This window comes from Frankia sp. EI5c (assembly GCF_001636565.1).
Classification (GTDB): domain Bacteria; phylum Actinomycetota; class Actinomycetes; order Frankiales; family Frankiaceae; genus Parafrankia.
In genome coordinates this window covers 199,517-219,056 of sequence record NZ_LRTK01000006.1, presented here as the reverse complement: position 1 = coordinate 219,056, position 19,540 = coordinate 199,517, and the positions used below count along the sequence as shown (strand labels likewise).

Annotated in this window: 9 protein-coding genes and 8 pseudogenes; all 17 read left to right on the top strand. The window is 72.0% G+C overall.

Going from position 1 to position 19,540, the window contains the following annotated elements; translation table 11 throughout:
- Nucleotides 1-287 precede the first annotated feature (287 nt).
- Nucleotides 288-2,341: pseudogene (locus UG55_RS04325) on the top strand (ABC transporter ATP-binding protein); the annotation flags it as partial.
- Between the two features lie 120 nt (nucleotides 2,342-2,461).
- Nucleotides 2,462-4,261 (top strand): ABC transporter ATP-binding protein, encoded by a 1,800-nt coding sequence (locus UG55_RS04320; RefSeq protein WP_066063153.1) that lies wholly within the window; start codon nucleotides 2,462-2,464, stop codon nucleotides 4,259-4,261.
- 80 nt (nucleotides 4,262-4,341) lie between these two features.
- Nucleotides 4,342-4,709, top strand: a pseudogene (gene hisI, locus UG55_RS04315) (phosphoribosyl-AMP cyclohydrolase); the annotation flags it as partial.
- A 57-nt stretch (nucleotides 4,710-4,766) separates the two neighbouring features.
- Nucleotides 4,767-5,347, top strand: a pseudogene (locus UG55_RS32340) (anthranilate synthase component I); the annotation flags it as partial.
- Nucleotide 5,348: 1 nt separating this feature from the next.
- Nucleotides 5,349-5,712, top strand: a pseudogene (locus tag UG55_RS32335) (chorismate-binding protein); the annotation flags it as partial.
- Between the two features lies 1 nt (nucleotide 5,713).
- Nucleotides 5,714-5,879, top strand: a pseudogene (locus UG55_RS32330) (chorismate-binding protein); the annotation flags it as partial.
- A 1-nt stretch (nucleotide 5,880) separates the two neighbouring features.
- The coding region (locus UG55_RS32325; RefSeq protein ID WP_242423718.1) for a chorismate-binding protein at nucleotides 5,881-6,332 on the top strand (452 nt) is incomplete at its 5' end.
- A gap of 14 nt (nucleotides 6,333-6,346) precedes the next feature.
- Nucleotides 6,347-6,982 carry a Trp biosynthesis-associated membrane protein gene (locus UG55_RS04305; protein ID WP_242423717.1) on the top strand — a complete coding sequence of 212 codons (636 nt, stop codon included), beginning with the start codon at nucleotides 6,347-6,349 and terminating at the stop codon, nucleotides 6,980-6,982.
- Nucleotides 6,983-8,046: 1,064 nt separating this feature from the next.
- Nucleotides 8,047-8,853 (top strand): indole-3-glycerol phosphate synthase TrpC, encoded by an 807-nt coding sequence (gene trpC, locus UG55_RS04295; protein WP_066063529.1) that lies wholly within the window; start codon nucleotides 8,047-8,049, stop codon nucleotides 8,851-8,853.
- 385 nt (nucleotides 8,854-9,238) lie between these two features.
- On the top strand, nucleotides 9,239-10,477 hold the full coding sequence (gene trpB / locus UG55_RS04290; RefSeq protein WP_242423758.1) for a tryptophan synthase subunit beta: 1,239 nt from the start codon (nucleotides 9,239-9,241) through the stop codon (nucleotides 10,475-10,477).
- Between the two features lie 27 nt (nucleotides 10,478-10,504).
- Complete coding sequence (gene trpA, locus UG55_RS04285) at nucleotides 10,505-11,404, top strand: tryptophan synthase subunit alpha (protein WP_083986392.1); 900 nt, start codon at nucleotides 10,505-10,507, stop codon at nucleotides 11,402-11,404.
- A 133-nt stretch (nucleotides 11,405-11,537) separates the two neighbouring features.
- A pseudogene (locus tag UG55_RS04280) lies at nucleotides 11,538-12,069 on the top strand (prolipoprotein diacylglyceryl transferase family protein); the annotation flags it as partial.
- Between the two features lies 1 nt (nucleotide 12,070).
- Nucleotides 12,071-12,734 (top strand): prolipoprotein diacylglyceryl transferase family protein (locus UG55_RS32320; RefSeq protein WP_242423716.1); only part of this gene is annotated, 664 nt, incomplete at its 5' end.
- 422 nt (nucleotides 12,735-13,156) lie between these two features.
- Nucleotides 13,157-13,999, top strand: a pseudogene (locus UG55_RS32315) (glutamate synthase subunit alpha); the annotation flags it as partial.
- Between the two features lies 1 nt (nucleotide 14,000).
- Nucleotides 14,001-14,627, top strand: a pseudogene (locus tag UG55_RS32310) (glutamate synthase subunit alpha); the annotation flags it as partial.
- A gap of 1 nt (nucleotide 14,628) precedes the next feature.
- Nucleotides 14,629-17,779: glutamate synthase large subunit (gene gltB, locus UG55_RS04275; RefSeq protein WP_242423715.1), on the top strand; the 3,151-nt coding region annotated here is incomplete at its 5' end.
- 213 nt (nucleotides 17,780-17,992) lie between these two features.
- Nucleotides 17,993-19,397: glutamate synthase subunit beta (locus tag UG55_RS04270; protein WP_255360422.1), on the top strand; the 1,405-nt coding region annotated here is incomplete at its 5' end.
- Nucleotides 19,398-19,540 lie beyond the last annotated feature (143 nt).

The following is a 19,540-nucleotide window of genomic DNA, read 5'->3' as shown; positions in this document are numbered from 1 at the left end:
CCGCGAACGTTGGCGGAACGGCGGCTGTCCGGCGGCGGTCGGGTCGCCGACCGGGTTCTCCCACCCACCTCGGGCGGGCCAGGATGGCGGCGCGACCGGTCCGCCCTGATCCGTCCCGTGGGCGTCTCCGACGGTGTCCCCCGAGGGCCCGTCGGCCCGTCCCAGCCGGACTACCTGGCACTCTGCGACGCTGGCCGGGACTTCCCGTCCGGAATGCCGTGTTGAGGGACGTGTGGCCGGAGCTGGTGAACGGCGGTCGGACAGCGATCGCGAAACGGAGGATTTCGGTGCCCGGTGACCTCGCGCCCAGCGTCGCGTCCAGCACGCGGGAACGGGCGAGCGCCACGACGGCCGTCCGCGCGTCGCCGCCCCGTCCCGCGGCGGGGCCCTCGCCGGCGGCCGGTGGCGCGGCGGCGGTCGGTGGCGCGGCGGCGGGCAGCCCGCCCGGGGTGATCAGACGCGGGCTGGCCGTTCTGGCGATCGCGGTGCGGCAGGAGCCGCGGATCTTCGCTGTGGCCTTCGTCGGAAGCGCGCTCTACGCCCTCGCCACGGTGGGGACCTCGCTGGCGCTCGGTGAGATCACCGAGCGGGTGGTCGTTCCGAGCATCCGGGACGGCCGTGCGGACTGGGGCACCGTCGCCGCCGCCGGCGCGCTCATGGTCGGGATCGGGTTCGCGCGTGCCTGCGGGCTGTTCCTCCGCCGCCTGGTCTCGGGAATGATGCAGTACCGGCTGCAGGCCACCTACCGACGCCGGGTCACCCGCCAGTACCTCCGGCTGCCACTGGCCTGGCATCAGCGGCACTCGACCGGCTCGCTGCTGTCGAACGCGAACGCTGACGTCGAGGCGGCCTGGGCGCCCATCGCCCCGCTGCCCTTCGCGGCGGGCGTGCTGGTGATGCTGGCCGCCGCCCTGGTTCTGCTGATCCTGACCGACCCACTGCTCGCGCTGATCGGCTGTGTGGTCTTCCCGGCCTTCGGCGTGGTCAACATCGTCTACGGCCGCTGGGTGTCGCCGCTGTACGGCCGGGTGCAGCAGCTGCGCGGCGAGGTCAGCGGCGTGGCGCATGAGTCGTTCGACGGGGCGCTCGTCGTCAAGACCCTCGGCCGGGAAGTCGACGAGACCACCCGCTTCGCGGCCAAGGCCCATGAACTTCGCGACGCGATGATCCGCGCCGGCCGGATCCGGGGCATGTTCGACCCGGTCATGGAGGCGCTGCCCAACCTGGGTGTGCTGACAGTGATCGTGGTCGGCGCGGCGCGGATCGACGCCGGCTCGCTCACCGTCGGGGAGCTGGTGCGGGTCGCCTACCTCTTCACCCTGCTCGCCTTCCCGATCAGAGCGATCGGGTGGGTGTTCGGCGAGCTCCCACGGTCGGTCGTCGGCTACGAGCGGGTCTCCGCGGTGCTTGCGGCGAGCGGCGGGCTGGCCCACGGCACCACCGCGTTGACCGGGACCGGTCCCGCCACGCTGCGGGTGTCCGGCGCCGGCTACCGCTACCCGGCGCCGCCCGGCGCGGGCGGGCCCGCGGGCCTGGGTGCCGCCTCAGTCGAACCTCCCCCCGCTGCCGCTGCGACCACTGCGACCACTGCGACGGCCACTGGCGAGGAGGGTCGGCGGGAGGAGCTCCCGGCCCAGCGGGCGCTGTCCGGGGTCACCTTCGAGGTCGCGCCCGGACGGGTCGTGGCGCTGACAGGCCGCACCGGAGCGGGTAAGTCGACCCTGGTGAACCTGCTCGTCCGACTCGTCGATCCGGACGAGGGCACGATCTGGCTCGACGGCGTGGACCTGCCCGACCTGGCCCTGGGCGAGGTGACCGGCGCGGTCGCGCTGGTTCCCCAGCAGACGTTCCTGTTCGACGACACCGTGCGGGCGAACGTCGCATTGGGGCTCGACGTCCCCGACGAGGAGGTCTGGGAGGCGTTGCGCCGCGCCCAGGCGGACCGTTTCGTCAGCGCGCTGCCGGCCGGCCTGGACACTCTCGTCGGAGAGCGGGGAACCACGCTGTCCGGCGGTCAGCGCCAGCGGATCGGCCTCGCCCGCGCGCTGGTACGCCACCCACGGATGCTGGTCCTCGACGACGCGACGTCCAGCGTCGACCCCCGGATCGAGGCTTCCATCCTCGCCGACCTGCGCGCGCGGGCCGGAGCCTCCACCGTCGTGATCGTGGCCTACCGCAGGTCCACGGTCGAGCTCGCGGACGAGGTCGTCTTCCTGGAGAACGGCCAGGTCACGGCGCAGGGGACCCACCGGGAACTGCTCGCTCGCTCACCCGGCTACGCCGCGCTGCTCACCGCCTACGCCGAGGCCGTGGACCCCCCGCCAGCCCCGACTGAGGTTCCNGCCCCGACTGAGGTTCCCGCCCCGGCTGCCCCGGTCGATGTGCCGGCCCCCGTCGGCGTGCCCGCCGCGCCCGAGGTGCCTGTCGATCGGCAGCCGGTGTCCGACCAGGAGGTTGCGCAGTGAGTGGCGGTCGCGCAGGAAGCGACGGTCGCGCAGGAAGCGACGGTCTGTGGGGGACGGCTGCCCGGCTCCGCCGCCTCGTGCCGGAACTGACCGGTGGCCTCCTTGTCACCCTGCTGCTGGCGGTGGTCGCCACGGTGGGCAAGGTCGCGGTTCCAGTGGTCATCCAGCAGTCTCTGGACCGCGGTGTCTGGGACGGGGGCGCCGACATGGGGCTCATCGGGACCTACGCCGGCGTCGCGGCCGCCGTGATTCTGGTCACCGCCGTAGCGGCCTTCCGGATGAACCTCCGGCTCTACCGCGTCTCCGAAAGCGCCCTCGCGACCCTGCGGGTCAGGGCGTTCCGCCATGTGCACGACCTGTCGATGCTGAGCCAGTCCGAGCAGCGGCGTGGCTCGCTGACCTCGCGGGTGACCAGCGACATCGACACGATGTCGCAGTTCCTGCAGTTCGGCGGGGTGATGCTGATCGTCTCGTCCGGACAGATGCTGATCGCCACGATCCTGATGTTCGTCTACTCCTGGCAACTGGCGCTGCTGGTCTACGCGTTCTTCGTCCCGCTGGTCCTGGCCACCCGCCGCTTCCAGCGGCGGCTGGCGCGCCGGTACGGCCTCGTCCGGGAGCGGGTCGGCGAGATGCTCGGCGCGATCGCGGAGTCGGTCGTCGGCGCTCAGGTCCTGCGCGCCTATGGAGCGCAGGGGCGCACGGTCGAGCGCATCGGGACCACGGTGGAGAACTACCGGGTCGCGCAGACCCGCGCGCAGACACTGGTGGCCGGAGTGTTCGCCGGCGTGGAGATCGTGGCCGCGCTGACCACGGCCTCGGTGGTGGTGGTGGGGGTGGCGCTCGGCGTCGACGACTCGCTGACGACCGGTCAGCTGGTGGCCTTCCTTTTCCTGCTGACGCTGTTCGTCATGCCGATCCAGTCCCTGACCGAGGTCCTGAACGAGGGCTCCAACGCCATCGCGGGGCTTCGGCGTGTCCTGGACGTGCTCGACACCCCGACCGACATCCGGGATCCCGGCGAGGGTGGCGGGGGACGCGTGCTGCCGGCCGGGCCGCTGGGCGTCCGGTTCGACCACGTCGAGTTCGCCTATCCCGGCGGACGTCCGGTGCTGCACGATGTGACCCTCGACATCGCGCCGCGGGCCAGGGTGGCCATCGTGGGCGAGACGGGCTCCGGCAAGACCACCATGGCGAAGCTGCTGACGAGGCTCATGGATCCGACGGCGGGCGTGGTGCTGGTAGGCGGCGCGCCGTTGGACGAGGTCCGCTTCGACTCGCTGCGGCGCCGGGTGGTCATGGTGCCGCAGGACGGCTTCCTGTTCGATCTCTCGATCGCCGGCAACGTCCGCTACGGCCGTCCCGAAGCCACCGATGCGCAGATCGTGGCGGCGTTCGAGGTGCTGGGGCTCGGGGACTGGCTGGCCGGCCTGCCCGAGGGCATCGCCACACCGGTGGGGGAGCGCGGTGAACTGCTCTCCGCCGGCGAACGGCAGCTCGTCGCGCTCGCGCGGGCGCAGCTCGCCGACCCCGACCTGCTTGTGCTTGACGAGGCGACCTCCGCGGTGGACCCCGCCACCGAGGTGCGGATCGCCGCGGCCCTGCTCGCGCTGACCCGGGACCGGACCTCGGTCACGATCGCCCACCGGCTCTCGACCGCGGAGGCGGCCGATGACGTGATCGTGGTCGACGCTGGCCGGGTGGTCCAGCGCGGCCCGCACGCCGACCTGGTGGCGGTTCCCGGCGTGTACCGCCGCCTCCACGACTCCTGGGCCGCCGGGGTCGCCGCCGGCTGAGCCTCGACCGTGGGAAGACGGCTTCATCCGCTCCGGGCTGGCCCGCGGTCGAGCCTCGGCCGGCAGGCAGAATAGGTCGGGTGACCGCACGAGCCTCCGATCTCGACCCCGCGATCGCCCGCCGGCTGAAGCGGGACGATGCCGGCCTGTTCCCGGCTGTCGCGCAGCAGCACGACACGGGCGAGGTACTCATGGTCGGTTGGATGGACGATGAGGCCCTGCATCGGACTCTCACGACCGGGCGCGCGACCTACTGGAGCCGCAGCCGCCGCGAGTACTGGGTCAAGGGGGACACCAGCGGCCATGTGCAGTGGGTTCGCTCGGTCGCGCTCGACTGCGACGGCGACACGGTGCTGGTTCGGGTGGACCAGATCGGGCCGGCCTGCCACACCGGGGAGCGCACCTGCTTCACCGGCCGGGATCTCCCGCTCGCCGCGGGCTCGCCCGANGGCTCGCCGACTGTGGACCAGGTGCCCCCCGCGGCGCCGACGATGGGAGCGGCTCGATGACCACCGGTGAGATCACCCCGACCCGGGAGGAGTTCCACGAGCTGGCGGCGCGCCAGCCGGTCGTGGCGGTCTCCCGGCGCCTCCTCGCCGACGGCGAGACACCGGTCGGCGTGTACCGCAAGCTGGCCGGCGGGCCCGGCACGTTTCTCCTTGAGTCCGCCGAGCATGGCGGTGTGTGGTCGCGGTACTCGTTCATCGGCGTACGCGCCGCCGCGACCCTTACCGAGCGTGACGGCGAGGCCGTCTGGGTCGACGGGTCGCCGCCGCCCGGCGTTCCGTCCGGCGGCGACCCGCTCGACGTGCTGCGGGCCGTGGAGCGGCAGCTCTGCTCGCCGCGGCCGGATGGCACGCCGCCGCTGCTCGGGGGGCTCGTGGGGTACCTGTCCTACGACATAGTGCGGCGTATCGAGCGGCTGCCCGCGAACTCCGTCAACGATCTCGGCATCCCCGAGCTGCGGATGCTGCTCACGACCGATCTCGCTGTCCTCGACCACACGGACGGGTCGTGCCAGCTCGTCGCGAACGTCTTCACCGGGGTATCCGGTGGAGACGGTGCCGCCGGTCCGCCTTCGGCGCGNGGCGACACGCCATCCGCCCCGCGGGCCGAGCTGGACGCGGCGTACGACGACGCGGTGCACCGCATCGAGGTGATGACGGCAGACCTCGGCAAGTGGAGCGAACCGACGGTGGCGACGACCACCGGGGCGCACACCGGTGTGCGCGACTTCGTCTCCGCCACGGAGCCCGGGGGCTACCAGGCCGCCATCGAGCGGTCCATCGAGGAGATCCGCGCCGGCGAGTGCTTCCAGATCGTGGTCTCCCAGCGCTTCGAGCGCCCCACGACCGCCGACGCGCTGGACGTCTACCGGGTGCTGCGGGCATCCAACCCCAGCCCCTACATGTACCTGCTCCGGTTCGCCGATCACGACGTGGTCGGATCCTNGCCCGAGGCGCACGTCAAGGTCACGGGCCGCCGCGCGCTGCTGCACCCGATCGCCGGCAGCCGCCCGCGGGGGGAGACGCCGGAGCACGACGCCGAGCTGGCCGCCCAGCTGCTGGCCGATCCGAAGGAAAGATCCGAACACGTCATGCTCGTCGACCTCGTCCGCNACGACCTCGGGCGGGTCTGTGTGCCCGGTTCGGTGCGGGTGGTCGAGTTCGCGGCCGTCGAGCGGTTCTCGCACATCATGCACATCGTCTCCACCGTGATCGGTCAGGTGGCGCCCGAGCGGAGCGCCGTGGATGTGCTCGCCGCGACCTTCCCGGCGGGCACCCTGTCCGGGGCACCGAAGGTCCGTGCCATGGAGATCATCGACGAGCTCGAACCGACCCGTCGTGGCCTCTACGGCGGCGTGGTCGGATATCTCGACTTCGGCGGTGATCTCGATACCGCGATCGCCATCCGTACCGCGATCCTGCGGTCCGGCGTGGCATACGTGCAGGCGGGCGCGGGCATTGTCGCGGACTCCGTCCCGGCGAGCGAGGATCTTGAAAGCCGGACCAAGGCCGCGGCGGTGCTCCGCGCGATCGAGGTGGCGGAGTCGCTCCGCCCGCCGGTATGACGCCGCCCGCCGGTATGACGCCGACCCCCGGCCGGCCGCCACACGGTCCGGCCGCCGCACCGGCCCCGCCGGGAGGCGACCGCACGCGCCGGGAGCGGACGGCGGCCGTGCTGGCCTGTCTCGTCGGTGCCGCGGTCGTCCTCTTCAGCGTCAGTTCCACCTGGGTGTCCGCCCGCGTGCAGTCCGGCTCGGGCCGGGGGGAACAGGTGGCGGCGCCACTGGCGGTGGACTGGTCCGGCGGCTCCCTCGCGCCGGCCGTCACCGCCCTGGCTCTGCTGGGCCTCGCCGGCACAGTCGCGATCATCGCCACCCGACGTCTGGGGAGAACCCTGGTGGGAGTGCTGGTGGCGCTCGCGGGCATCGCGATTCTCCTTACCGCCGGTGGGATCGCCCTCGATCCGATGGGAGCTGTGCGCGGAACGGACGAGGTCCGCGCCGTCGTACCCGCGGGCGAGCCGGCGATCACCGGGCTCTCCCGCACGGCCGGACCGTGGCTTGCCTCGATCGGCGGCCTGGTGCTCGCGGTCACGGGCGCTGCCGTCGTCGCCCGCGCCGGGACCTGGCCGGCCATGTCCGGCCGTTACCAGGCCCGCGTAGCCGCACCCGTTGACGCCTGGGACGCCATCGAGCGGGGCCAGGACCCCACCTGATCACCAGGTACCTCCGCCCTCGCCCGGGGAGTGCGGCGGAGGACCTCCGCCCGGCCCGCCGTCGCGGATCGGTGGCTGCCGGGGGAGTGGGCGCCGCACCCGCTGTTCGCCCAGCGCTCGGAGTGTCAGCCGATTCCTCTCGACATCCGCCTCGAGCAGGCGGATGAGGACATCCATCCGGCAGATGCGCCGGTCGAGCTCCCGGATCTGGGCGAGCAGCACCAGGCGCTCCGTGTGGGTGTCGAGAAAGCTCCCGCCCGGTGGCCGCCGTTGGACGGACGCGGGCACACGGACGGGCACGGGCGGGACGGTGCCCTCGGCGCCCGCTGAGCGGGCCGCTGGCGGGCTCGCGGGGCTGGCAGCCGCGCGGCCGGCCGGCTCCGGGTGTGTGCCGCCGGGCGCGGGCCGCTCCGGCTCGCCGGACGGTCGGATCGATGATCGCGCATTCCGGTCACTCCTCTCGTCGACGTCACCTTCCGGCCCGCCCGGAACNGGTTGGTCACATTGGCCCGCACGGGTGCTCGCGGCCTGTCGCGCGGGCCGTGTGGCCGCGGCCGTCCAGGCCGAAACGGGCCATTCCGCGCTGATCCGGCGGGTCTCGAACCCGACCGGATCTGACCCCGGTGCCGCCTCGACGGGGTCGCCGATCTTCGGCGGCACACTCCGCGTCGCCCCTGCCTGATCCGTCATCACGCCTCCTGGACTCAGCTCGAATCGAACGTGTGTTCGATGATACGGGGCTGTCGCGGACCGTCAAAGGCGCCTGGCTGTGGGCGTGTCGCTCCCGCCGGAGCCGGGTGTCACGGCGTGTTCGGCCGGGTGCGCCCGGTGCCCGTAGCAACAGGGGCACCACTACGCAGCCGGTCGCTTCGGTCACCCGGCGGGGGATCCCTCTGCTTCGTCTGGCCTCGACGTCGATGTCAGGGCGGCACAGGTCCGAATCGTCAATCCAGAAACAACGACAGCCTGTGATCGGACCGCTTCGCGGGTGGGGGCGGCGGGCCGGCGCGCGGTGCCTGCCCTACCATCGGCGGCATGGCCGCGACTGGCGCGAGCGCGGGGCGATGAACGCTCTCGACGAGATCCTCGACGGGGTCAGAGCAGATCTGGCCGAACGCGAGCGGGTGACGTCCCTTGCAGCTCTCAAACAACGAGTGGAACGCGTACCGGATGCCCGGGACGCGCTGGCGGTGCTGCGGGCACCAAGGGTTTCGGTGATCGCGGAGATCAAGCGGCGCTCACCGTCGAAGGGCGCGCTGGCGGCGATCACCGACCCGGCCGGGCTGGCCTCGCTCTACGAGCAGGCCGGCGCGGCGGCGGTGAGCGTCCTCACCGAGCGGCGCCGGTTCGGTGGTTCTCTCGCCGATCTGGACGCCGTCCGGGTCGCCGTGGACATCCCGGTCCTGCGCAAGGACTTCGTGGTCTCGCCCTACCAGGTGCTGGAGGCCCGGGCGCACGGCGCGGACCTGGTCCTGCTGATCGTGGCGGCGCTTGACCAGCCCCGACTGATCGGACTCCTGGAACGCATCGAGTCGCTTGGCATGACAGCCCTGATCGAGGTGCATGACGAGACCGAGATGCTCCGGGCGCTAGACGCGGGCGCCCGGCTGATCGGGATCAATGCCCGGAACCTGCGCACGCTCGAGGTGGACCGGGACACGTTCGCGCGGCTGGCGCCGATGGTTCCCCAGGGAGTCCTGAAGGTCGCCGAGTCCGGGGTGCGGGGTCCCCACGACCTGCTCCAGTACGCCGGCGCGGGGGCCGACGCGGTGCTGGTGGGGGAGGCCGCCGTGACCGGCGGTGACCCCCGGCAGTTCGTCGCCGACCTGGTGACCGCCGGCACCCATCCGGCGACGCGCATCCCGCACTGAGCCGGTCGGCGGGCGCTGAGCCGGTCGGCGGGGTTGCTGATCAGGTCACGGCGGGGCTCAGGAGTGCCGGTTCGAACGGGCTGCGAGGTTCGTCCGCCCGGTGCCCCGGGCCGGTCGGGTGCCGGCCCGGCCCGGGCGGGGTGTGTACGCAGCCTTCGAGCCCGTCGCGCGTCGGGTCGCGCTGTGTCCGGACCGTTTCCTGCCTGCCGGCCGACCGCCGCGAGGCACCTCGGTGGGGGCGGACGCCGGTACAGTCAGGGCCGTGACAGCTCGATCCACCGGATCGCTCGCCGGTTCCCCAGCCCCCACCGACACGGCCAGCCAGGAAGGCCAGGCCGCGGCCGAGCAGTGGTCGTCGGCCCAGGCGGCGGCAGGCTGGCAGGCGGTGCCGGACGCGTCAGGTCACTACGGCCGTTTCGGCGGGCGCTTCGTTCCGGAGGCCCTGTTCGCCGCGCTCGACCAGCTGTCCGCCGCGTACGACGAGGCCCGCCTCGATCCGGCCTTCACCGATGAGCTCGACCGCCTGCTGTCGACCTACGCCGGCCGGCCGACGCCGCTGACCTCCGCGGACCGGTTGACCGAGCGGATCGGCGGAGCGCGCATCCTCCTCAAGCGGGAGGATCTCGCCCACACCGGATCACACAAGATCAACAATGTGCTCGGGCAGTGCCTGCTCACCCGGCGGATGGGTAAGACGCGGGTGATCGCCGAGACCGGCGCGGGCCAGCACGGTGTGGCCACCGCGACCGCCTGTGCCCTGCTGGGGCTGGAGTGCGTCGTCTACATGGGCGAGGAGGACACCCGCCGGCAGGCGCTCAACGTGGCGCGGATGCGCCTGCTCGGCGCGGAGGTGGTCGCGGTCGCCTCCGGCAGCCGCACCCTGAAGGACGCCATCAACGAGGCCATGCGCGACTGGGTGGCCACGGTCGACACGACCCACTACTGCATCGGGTCGGTCATGGGCCCCCATCCGTTCCCGATGATGGTGCGCGACTTCCAGCGGATCATCGGTGTGGAGGCCCGCCAGCAGACGCTGGACCTGCTTGGCCGCCTTCCGGACGCGGTCGTCGCGTGTGTCGGCGGCGGGTCCAACGCGATGGGCGTCTTCCACCGCTTCATCCCGGATGCGCAGGTCGCCCTGATCGGCTGCGAGGCCGGTGGCGACGGAGTGGCCACGGGGCGGCACGCGGCGGCGATAGCCGGCGGCGCGCCGGGAGTCCTGCACGGGATGCGCACCTTCCTGCTTCAGGACGCGGACGGTCAGACCCAGGTCTCCCACTCCATCTCCGCCGGGCTCGACTACCCCGGCATCGGCCCCGAGCACGCCCTGCTGCACGAGACCCGCCGGGCGACCTACCGGGTGGTCGACGACACGGCGGCGATGGAGGCGCTGGCGCTGGTGGCGCGCACGGAGGGCATCCTCGTCGCGATCGAGAGCGCACACGCCTTCGCCGGCGCCTTCGAGGTCGCCCGGGAGCTCGGCCCTGACGGCGTCGTACTGGTCAACTGCTCAGGCCGTGGCGACAAGGACGTCGACACCGCCGCCCGCTGGTTCAACCTGTTGGACGAGGACGCCGAGTCCGCCGGTGGCAGTCCCGCCGCGGGCACCTCGCCGTCCGCCTGACCACCACGACAAGGAAACGGAACCACGGTGCGGAGTCAGTTGGCACAGGACGAGTCGGCCCGCGAGCAGGAGAGTGTCGCGCGAGACGCGGGAACAGAGCGGACCAGCCCGCTGGACGAGGTCTTCGCCAGGGCCCGGGAGGAGGGCCGCGCCGTTCTCGTCGGTTACCTGCCCGCGGGCTTCCCCACGGTGGAACGAGGCATCGCCGCGATGAAGGCCATGGTCGCGGCGGGGGTGGACGTGGTCGAGGTCGGCCTGCCCTACTCGGACCCGACCATGGACGGGCCGGTCATCCAGGAGGCCGCCGAGGCGGCCCTGCGGGGTGGCGTCACGACCCGGGACGTGCTGCGCACCGTGGAGGCCGTCGCGGCTACCGGCGCGCCGACCCTGGTCATGACCTACTGGAATCCGGTGGAGCGGTACGGCCTGCAGGCGTTCGCGGCCGACCTGGGCGCCGCCGGCGGAGCCGGGGCGATCACGCCGGACCTCCCCCCGGAGGAGGCGAATCCCTGGTTGGAAGCCTGCGCGACGCATGGGCTCGACCCGGTCTTCCTGGTTGCGCCGAGCTCGACGCCCGGGCGGCTGCGCCTCGTCACCGAGCACAGCCGCGGCTTCGTCTACGCGGCGTCGACCATGGGCGTGACCGGTGCCCGGGAGGCCGTGGGCGTCAAGGCCGGCGATCTGGTCGCCCGCGTCCGGGAGGTGACCAGCCTGCCGGTCGCGGTCGGGCTGGGCGTGAGCAACGGGGCACAGGCCGCCGAGGTGGCCGGGTTCGCCGACGGGGTCATCGTCGGCTCGGCACTCGTCCGCGCACTCGCCGCGGACGTCGCCGCTGCCGGGGCGGGCGGGACAGCCGACCCGGGCACCGCCGCGGTCGCCCGGCTGGCGGCCGAGCTCGCCGCGGGTGTCCGCTCCGGTGCCTCCTGACGGTGGGCGGGGCAGCCGAGCACCACAGAGCACCGCAGCGCGGGGTCGGGCCCGAAAGGCCGTTTCGAAGAGAACGGGGCGTGAGTGACAAGCACCTGCGAGTCGTCACCACGCAACGGATAGCCTGACGCTCGTGGTGCTCGCCGCTATACCCAGCCCATCCCGAGGGGTCGTGCATCTGGGACCCGTCCCGTTGCGCGCCTATGCTCTGATGATCGTTGTCGGGATCATCGTGGCCGTCGTCCTGACCGCCAGGCGCCTGCGGGCGCGCGGGGTGGATCCGGTGGTCGCCAGCGAGGTCGCGTACTGGGCGGTCCCCTTCGGCATCATCGGCGCGCGGCTGTATCACGTGGTCAGCAGCCCCGCCGCGTATTTCGGTGCGGACGGCGACCTCCTCGCGGTCTTCAAGGTCTGGAACGGCGGCCTGGCGATCTGGGGTGCGGTGGCCGGAGGCGCCCTCGGTGCCTGGATCGCCTGCCGGCGGATGGACGTCCCGTTCGGCCTGTTCGCGGACGCGGCGGCGCCCGGTCTGGCGCTCGCGCAGGCGATCGGCAGGTGGGGCAACTGGTTCAACCAGGAGCTGTACGGGCGGGCGACCGACCTGCCCTGGGCCATCCGGATCGACCCGGCCCACCAGATGATCCCGGGTGTCGCGACATATCACCNCACCTTCCTTTACGAGTTCCTGTGGAACCTGCTGGTCGCGGGTCTGCTCCTGTTGGTGGACAGGCGCTGGCGGCTCGGCCGGGGGCGGCTGTTCTTCCTCTACGTGGCGCTTTACACGATCGGCAGGTTGTGGATCGAGGCGCTGCGGATCGACACAGCGGAGAAGGTCCTCGGGCTCCGGGTCAACATCTGGGTGTCGATCGGGGTCTTCCTGCTCGCACTGCTGGCGCTGGCGCTGGTCCGGCGCCCGGTCGATCCGAACGTCGGTTGGCCCGCTCCGGTGACCGGCGGAAACGACGACGGTGACGCCCGCGGCGCTCGGGGCGACGGAGATTCCGCCGTTGCGGTGGAGGCCGCGGGTGGAGCCGGCGCGTCTTCCGGCGATCAGGCCGTCGACCCCACCACCGCGGGGACCGATGGCCAGACCGATCCGGCCGACCGGGTCACCGAGCCGGCCGGGCCTGGAACGGGTGCGGATGCCGCCTCCGCCGCCGACGGCCCGAAGCGCAGCCTGCTGAAATCCGGCGCGCCGGCATCAGGAACCCCGAGCGCGGGAACGTCGGCCGGGGGAACGTCGGGAGCGGGGGTGCCCGCGGTGGGCGCCGGGACCCCGGAGGTGAACCCGGTGGCTCCCGCGGGGCCGGCCGGTCACGACGGGCGATAGCCGCGGCGTCCCAAGCCGTCGGCGGGGCATCCCGAGTGCGGCGAACGGGAGATCGCGTGCGTCTCACGCCGATTCGCGACAAACTGGGTCCGTACACTGCGGATTGGCAGGAGATCCTCACCCTGCCCGCCCGGTGCGCGCGGCCCTGCCCCTCGGCGGCGCGCTCTGTGACGACGGCGTTACGTTCCCGTAACATGTTTCGGTGCGGAGGGCTTTTACCCCAAGTTCGTTGATCGTCTGCGAAATCTGCCGTCATCTTGCTGTGACCTGACGGACATGAGCGATCACGGCGGATGCGGCTTGCACATGGCACACTCGGTAGAGGCGCGGAGCTGATGAGCAGCCCGTCATGCCGTCGCGCCACCCTCCGGACAGCGTCGTCCGCTCCCATCGGCCCCTGAAGATGGACAGGACACCTCCGGATGTCGACTGCGCAAGGTCTCTACGACCCCACCTTCGAGCACGACGCCTGCGGCGTCGGTTTCGTTGTCGATGTGCATGGCCGACGCAGCCATGAGCTGGTCGACCAGGGGTTGACCGTCCTGCGCAACCTCGATCACCGCGGTGCCTCCGGCAGTGACCCGGACACGGGTGACGGCGCGGGCATCCTCGTGCAGGTGCCGGACGGCTTCTTCCGTGACGTGGTGGAGTTCCCGCTCCCGGCGCCCGGCCGGTACGCCGTCGGCACCCTCTTCCTCTCCCAGATCGCCGGCGAGCGTGACGACGCCGTCCGGACCATCAGTCGGATCGTCCGGCAGGAGGGGCTGCGGATCCTGGGCTGGCGGGAGGTTCCGACCGTCGGGCACCTCGTCGGCCATGCGGCCCGCGAGGTCGAGCCGTGGATGCGGCAGATCTTCCTCACGCTGCCGGGCGTCCCGGTGGTCGCGACCGGCACCGGGGCGGCCGCGGAGGCGGCGACGGACGGGGCCGTGTCGTCCGCCGAAGTCGCGTCGGCTGCCGGAGAGACCGCCGACGACGACGGTTTCGACGTGATGGAGCTGGAGCGTCGCGCGTACTGCGTGCGCAAGCGGGTGCGGCGCGAGACCGGCGTGTACATGCCGTCGCTCTCGGCCCGCACCATCGTCTACAAGGGGATGCTGACGACGCATCAGCTCTCCGCCTACTTCCCGGACCTGGACGACCCGCGCTTCTCCAGCGCGATAGCGCTGGTCCACAGCCGGTTCTCCACCAACACGTTCCCGAGCTGGCCGCTGGCGCATCCGTACCGGCTGATCGCCCACAACGGCGAGATCAACACCGTGCGCNGGAACCGGAACTGGATGCGGGCGCGGGAGGCGTTGCTGGCCAGCGACCTCATCCCGGGTGACCTGTCCCGCCTGTTCCCGATCTGCGAGGACGGCGCCAGCGACTCGGCCAGTTTCGACGAGGTCCTCGAACTGCTGCACATGGGCGGGCGTTCCCTCCCGCACGCGGTGCTGATGATGATTCCGGAGGCGTGGGAGAACCACGAGGAGATGGACCCGGCCCGCCGGGCCTTCTACGAGTTCCACGCCGCGCTCATGGAGCCCTGGGACGGCCCGGCGTCGATCGCGTTCACCGACGGCACGGTCATCGGCGCGGTGCTGGACCGCAACGGCCTGCGCCCGTCCCGCTACTGGGTGACCGACGACGGCCTGGTCGTCATGGCCTCCGAGGTCGGTGTGCTGGACATCCCGCCGCACCGGGTGGTGCGCAAGGGGCGCCTGCAGCCGGGGCGGATGTTCCTCATCGACACCGCCAAGGGCCGGATCGTCAGCGACGACGAGATCAAGTCGGAGCTCGCGCACGCCGCGCCCTACGAGGAGTGGCTGCACGCCGGCGTCATCTCCCTCGATGATCTCCCGGAGCGCGAGCACGTGCTGTACGGGCACTCGTCGGTCATGCGCCGCCAGCNGGTCTTCGGCTACTCCGAGGAGGAGCTGCGGATCATCGTCGGCCCGATGGCCCGTACCGGGCTGGAGCCGATCGGTTCGATGGGCACCGACACGCCGGTCGCCGTGCTCTCCGACCGGCCGCGGCTGCTGTTCGACTACTTCACCCAGCTGTTCGCCCAGGTCACCAACCCGCCGCTGGACGCGATCCGGGAGGAGCTGGTCACCAGTCTCGCGCGGACGCTCGGTCCGGAGGGCAACCTGCTGGCGCCCTCGCCGGCCTCGGCGCGGATGGTGCATCTGCCGTTCCCGGTGATCAGCAACACCCAGCTGGCGCGCATCATCGGCATCAACGACGACGGGGACATGCCCGGTTTCGCGTCGGTGACGGTGCGCGGCCTCTACGACGTGGCCGGCGGTGGTGCGGCGCTGGCGGCCCGGCTGGACGAGATCTGTGCCGGTGTCAGTGAGGCCATCGCCGACGGTGCCCGCATCGTGGTCCTTTCCGATCGCGACTCCGACGAGCGCAAGGCACCGATCCCCTCCCTGCTGCTCACCGCCGCGGTACACCACCATCTGATCCGGGAGAAGACCCGGACGAAGGTCGGCCTCATCGTCGAGTGCGGCGACGCCCGCGAGGTGCACCACATCGCCCTGCTCACCGGGTACGGGGCGGCGGCGGTCAACCCCTACCTGGCCTTCGAGTCGATCGACGACCTGCTCGCCCGCGGTGAGCTCACCGGCATCGGCCGCGAGCAGGCCGAGAAGAACATGATCAAGGCCCTCGGCAAGGGCCTGCTCAAGGTGATGTCCAAGATGGGCATCTCGACGGTGGCCAGCTACACCGGCGCCCAGGTCTTCGAGGCGATCGGGCTTTCCCAGGAGCTGGTCGACCAGTACTTCGTCGGAACCCCGAGCCGGTTGGACGGGGTCGGCATCGACGTCATCGCCGAGGAGGTCGCGGCCCGGCACCGGCGCGCGTACCCGCCGGTGCCGTCCGAGCTGGCGCACCGCAACCTGGAGACCGGCGGCGAGTACCAGTGGCGGCGTGAGGGCGAGATCCACCTGTTCAACCCGGAGACGGTCTTCCTCCTGCAGCACGCCACCCGCAGCCGGCAGTACGACCTGTTCCGCGAGTACACCGGGAAGATCGACGATCTCGCCCGGCAGAACGCCACCCTGCGGGGTCTGTTCGAGCTGCGGCCGACCGGGCGGGGCCCGATCCCGATCGACCAGGTCGAGCCGGTGTCGGAGATCGTGAAGCGGTTCGCGACCGGCGCCATGTCCTACGGCTCGATCAGCGCCGAGGCCCACGAGACGCTGGCCATCGCGATGAACCGCCTCGGTGGCAAGTCGAACACCGGCGAGGGCGGTGAGGACGCCCGCCGGTTCACCCCGGACGAGAACGGTGACCTGCGGCGGTCGGCGGTCAAGCAGGTGGCCAGTGGGCGGTTCGGGGTCACCAGCGAGTACCTGGCGAACGCCGACGACATCCAGATCAAGATGGCGCAGGGCGCGAAGCCGGGTGAGGGCGGCCAGCTTCCCGGGCACAAGGTCTACCCGTGGATCGCGAAGACCCGTCACTCCACCCCCGGAGTCGGCCTGATCTCGCCGCCCCCGCACCACGACATCTACTCGATCGAGGACCTCGCCCAGCTCATCCACGACCTGAAGAACGCCAACCCCAAGGCGCGGGTGCACGTCAAGCTCGTCGCCGAGGTCGGGGTCGGCACCGTGGCCGCCGGTGTCTCCAAGGCGCATGCCGACGTCGTGCTCATCTCCGGCCATGACGGCGGAACCGGCGCGTCCCCGCTGACCTCGCTCAAGCACGCCGGTGCGCCGTGGGAGCTGGGTCTCGCCGAGACGCAGCAGACGCTGCTGCTCAACGGCCTGCGGGATCGCATCGTCGTGCAGGTCGACGGCCAGATGAAGACCGGGCGTGACGTGCTCATCGGCGCGCTGCTCGGCGCCGAGGAGTTCGGTTTCGCCACGGCGCCGCTCGTCGTCGCCGGCTGCGTGATGATGCGGGTCTGCCACCTGGACACCTGCCCGGTCGGGGTGGCGACGCAGAACCCGGAACTGCGCAGGCGGTTCACCGGCCGCCCCGAGTTCGTGGAGGCGTTCTTCACGTTCATCGCCGAGGAGGTGCGCGAGTACCTGGCCTCCCTGGGGCTGCGCAGCATCGCCGAGGCGGTGGGCCGGGTCGACCTGCTCGACACCCGCCCCGCCATCGACCACTGGAAGGCCTCCGGGCTCGACATCACCCCGCTGCTGCACATCCCGGAACGGCCGTTCGGCGGCTCGCTGCACTGCACCGCCAGCCAGGACCACGGGCTGGACAAGGCGCTGGACAACTCGCTGATCCAGCTCTGTGAGGGCGCGATCGAGGACGGCCGGCCGGTCTGGCTGGAGATGCCGATCCGCAACGTCAACCGGACGGTCGGCACGATGCTCGGCTACGAGGTGACGAAGCGGTACGGCGCGGCCGGGCTGCCCGACGACACGATCTCGCTGCGTTTCACCGGTTCCGCCGGGCAGAGCTTCGGCGCCTTCGTTCCCCGCGGGATGACCCTCACGCTGGAAGGCGACGTCAACGACTACGCGGGCAAGGGGCTCTCCGGCGGGCGGATCATCGTCTTCCCGCCCAAGGAGGCACCGCTGCGGGCGGAGGAGAACACCGTCGCCGGCAACGTGCTGCTCTACGGCGCCACCGCCGGCGAGGCATTCTTCCGCGGCATCGTGGGTGAGCGGTTCTGCGTGCGCAACTCCGGCGCCGTCGCCGTGGTCGAGGGAGTCGGCGACCACGGGTGCGAGTACATGACCGGTGGCGTCGTGGTCGTCCTGGGCTCGATCGGGCGCAACTTCGCGGCCGGGATGAGCGGTGGCGTGGCCTACCTCTACAAGCCGGTGCTGCAGCGGATCAACACCGAGATGGTCGATGTCGACCCGCTGGACGACGAGGACCGGGCCGCGCTGCGCGGGGTGATCGAGAAGCACTACCGGGAGACCGGCTCCGCCGTCGCCGCCCGGCTCATCGCCCGGTGGGCCGACGAGCAGGGCCACTTCGTCAAGGTCATGCCGCGGGATTACAAGCGGGTGCTGGCGGCCATGCGGCGCGCCGAGGAGCAGGGACTCCCGGCCGACGAGGAGATCATGGCCTCGGCCCGCGTCTGACGGCGGGCCCGCGTCAGACGCGGGCCCGCGGGGCAGCATCGACACGAACGCAGCATCGACACCGAACCACGACCGACTGATCGGCCGACCACGCAATGCCGGCGTCCGGTGCCACACCGGGGCTCGCGGGGCAGACACGTCACAGCGGCCACATGGAACCGACAGGAGCGGCATGGCTGACCCGACTGGCTTTCTCAAGCATCGCCGGGACCNGCCCACACGCCGGCCGGTGGATGTGCGCCTCACCGACTGGCGTGAGGTGTACGAGCCGTTTCCCGAGCCCGCGCTGCGTGACCAGGCCAGCCGGTGCATGGACTGCGGCATTCCCTTCTGCCACAACGGCTGTCCGCTGGGGAACATCATTCCGGAGTGGAACGATCTCGCCCGGCGGGGGGACTGGACCGAGGCGATCGAACGCCTGCACGCGACGAACAACTTCCCGGAGTTCACCGGGCGGCTGTGCCCGGCGCCGTGCGAGGCGGCCTGCGTGCTCGGCATCTCCGATGACCCGGTGACGATCAAGCAGATCGAGGTCACCATCATCGACCGCGCCATCGCGGACGGTGGGATGGTGCCGGTTCCGCCGTCGACGCGCACCGGGCGGCGGGTCGCGGTCGTCGGCTCCGGCCCGGCGGGCCTGGCCGCGGCCCAGCAGCTCACCCGGGCCGGCCACGAGGTGGTCGTCTACGAGCGCGCGGATCGCGTCGGTGGCCTGCTCCGCTACGGCATCCCCGAGTTCAAGATGGAGAAGCAGGTCCTCGACCGGCGGCTCGCGCAGATGGAGGCCGAGGGAACCTCCTTCGTGACCTCGTGCAACGTCGGCGTCGATGTCACCGCGGAGGAGCTGCGCTCCTCCTACGACGCGGTGATCCTCGCCGGCGGGTCGACGGTGGGCCGCGACCTGCCCGTGCCCGGCCGTGAGCTCAAGGGCATTCACCTGGCGATGGAGTTCCTGGTCCCCGCGAACAAGGTCCAGCAGGGAGACCTGGCGGAGACGACGATCTCCGCCGCCGGGAAGCGGGTCGTGATCATCGGTGGTGGTGACACCGGGGCGGACTGCCTCGGGACCTCGCACCGCCAGGGCGCCGTCTCCGTCCACCAGCTTGAGATCATGCCCCGGCCGCCGGCGGTTCGCCCGCCGGCGAACCCGTGGCCGTCCTTCCCGATCGTCTACCGGGTCTCCAGCGCGCACGAGGAGGGCGGCGAGCGGGTTTTCGCCGTGTCCACCGAGAAGTTCCTCGGCGACGACGAGGGGAACGTGCGGGCGCTGCGCATGCACGAGGTCGAGATGGTCGACGGCCGGCCGCGGAAGATCGAGGGAACCGACACCGAGCTGCCGTGTGACCTGGTGCTGCTGGCCATGGGCTTCGTCGGGCCGGAGCGCGCCGGACTGCTCGAGCAGCTTGGCGTGGAGCTGGACGCGCGCGGCAACGTCGCCCGTGACCAGGGCTGGTCGACCTCGGTTCCCGGCGTGTTCGTGGCCGGCGACATGGGCCGCGGGCAGTCACTGATCGTCTGGGCGATCGCGGAGGGACGCTCGGCCGCGGCGGCCGTCGACCGGTACCTGACCGGGGCGACCGACCTGCCGGCTCCGATCCTCCCCACCCGCAGGCCCTGACGGGTACCCCTGGCCGTCCGCTCGCCGGCCGGTCAGGGCACCCCCGCGCTTCCTGGCGGTCGGCGGGGCGCTGCCCTGCCCGGCGGAGCTCCGGTGGTCAACGGCCAGGCACCGGTTGGGCCGAGGTGAGCTCGCTTCCATCG

Bases quoted from the DNA above. Each gene is read 5' to 3' on its own strand.
- trpC (WP_066063529.1), top strand. From the start codon at position 8,047: ATGAACGCTCTCGACGAGATCCTCGACGGGGTCAGAGCAGATCTGGCC.
- UG55_RS04305 (WP_242423717.1), top strand. From the start codon at position 6,347: ATGACGCCGACCCCCGGCCGGCCGCCACACGGTCCGGCCGCCGCACCG.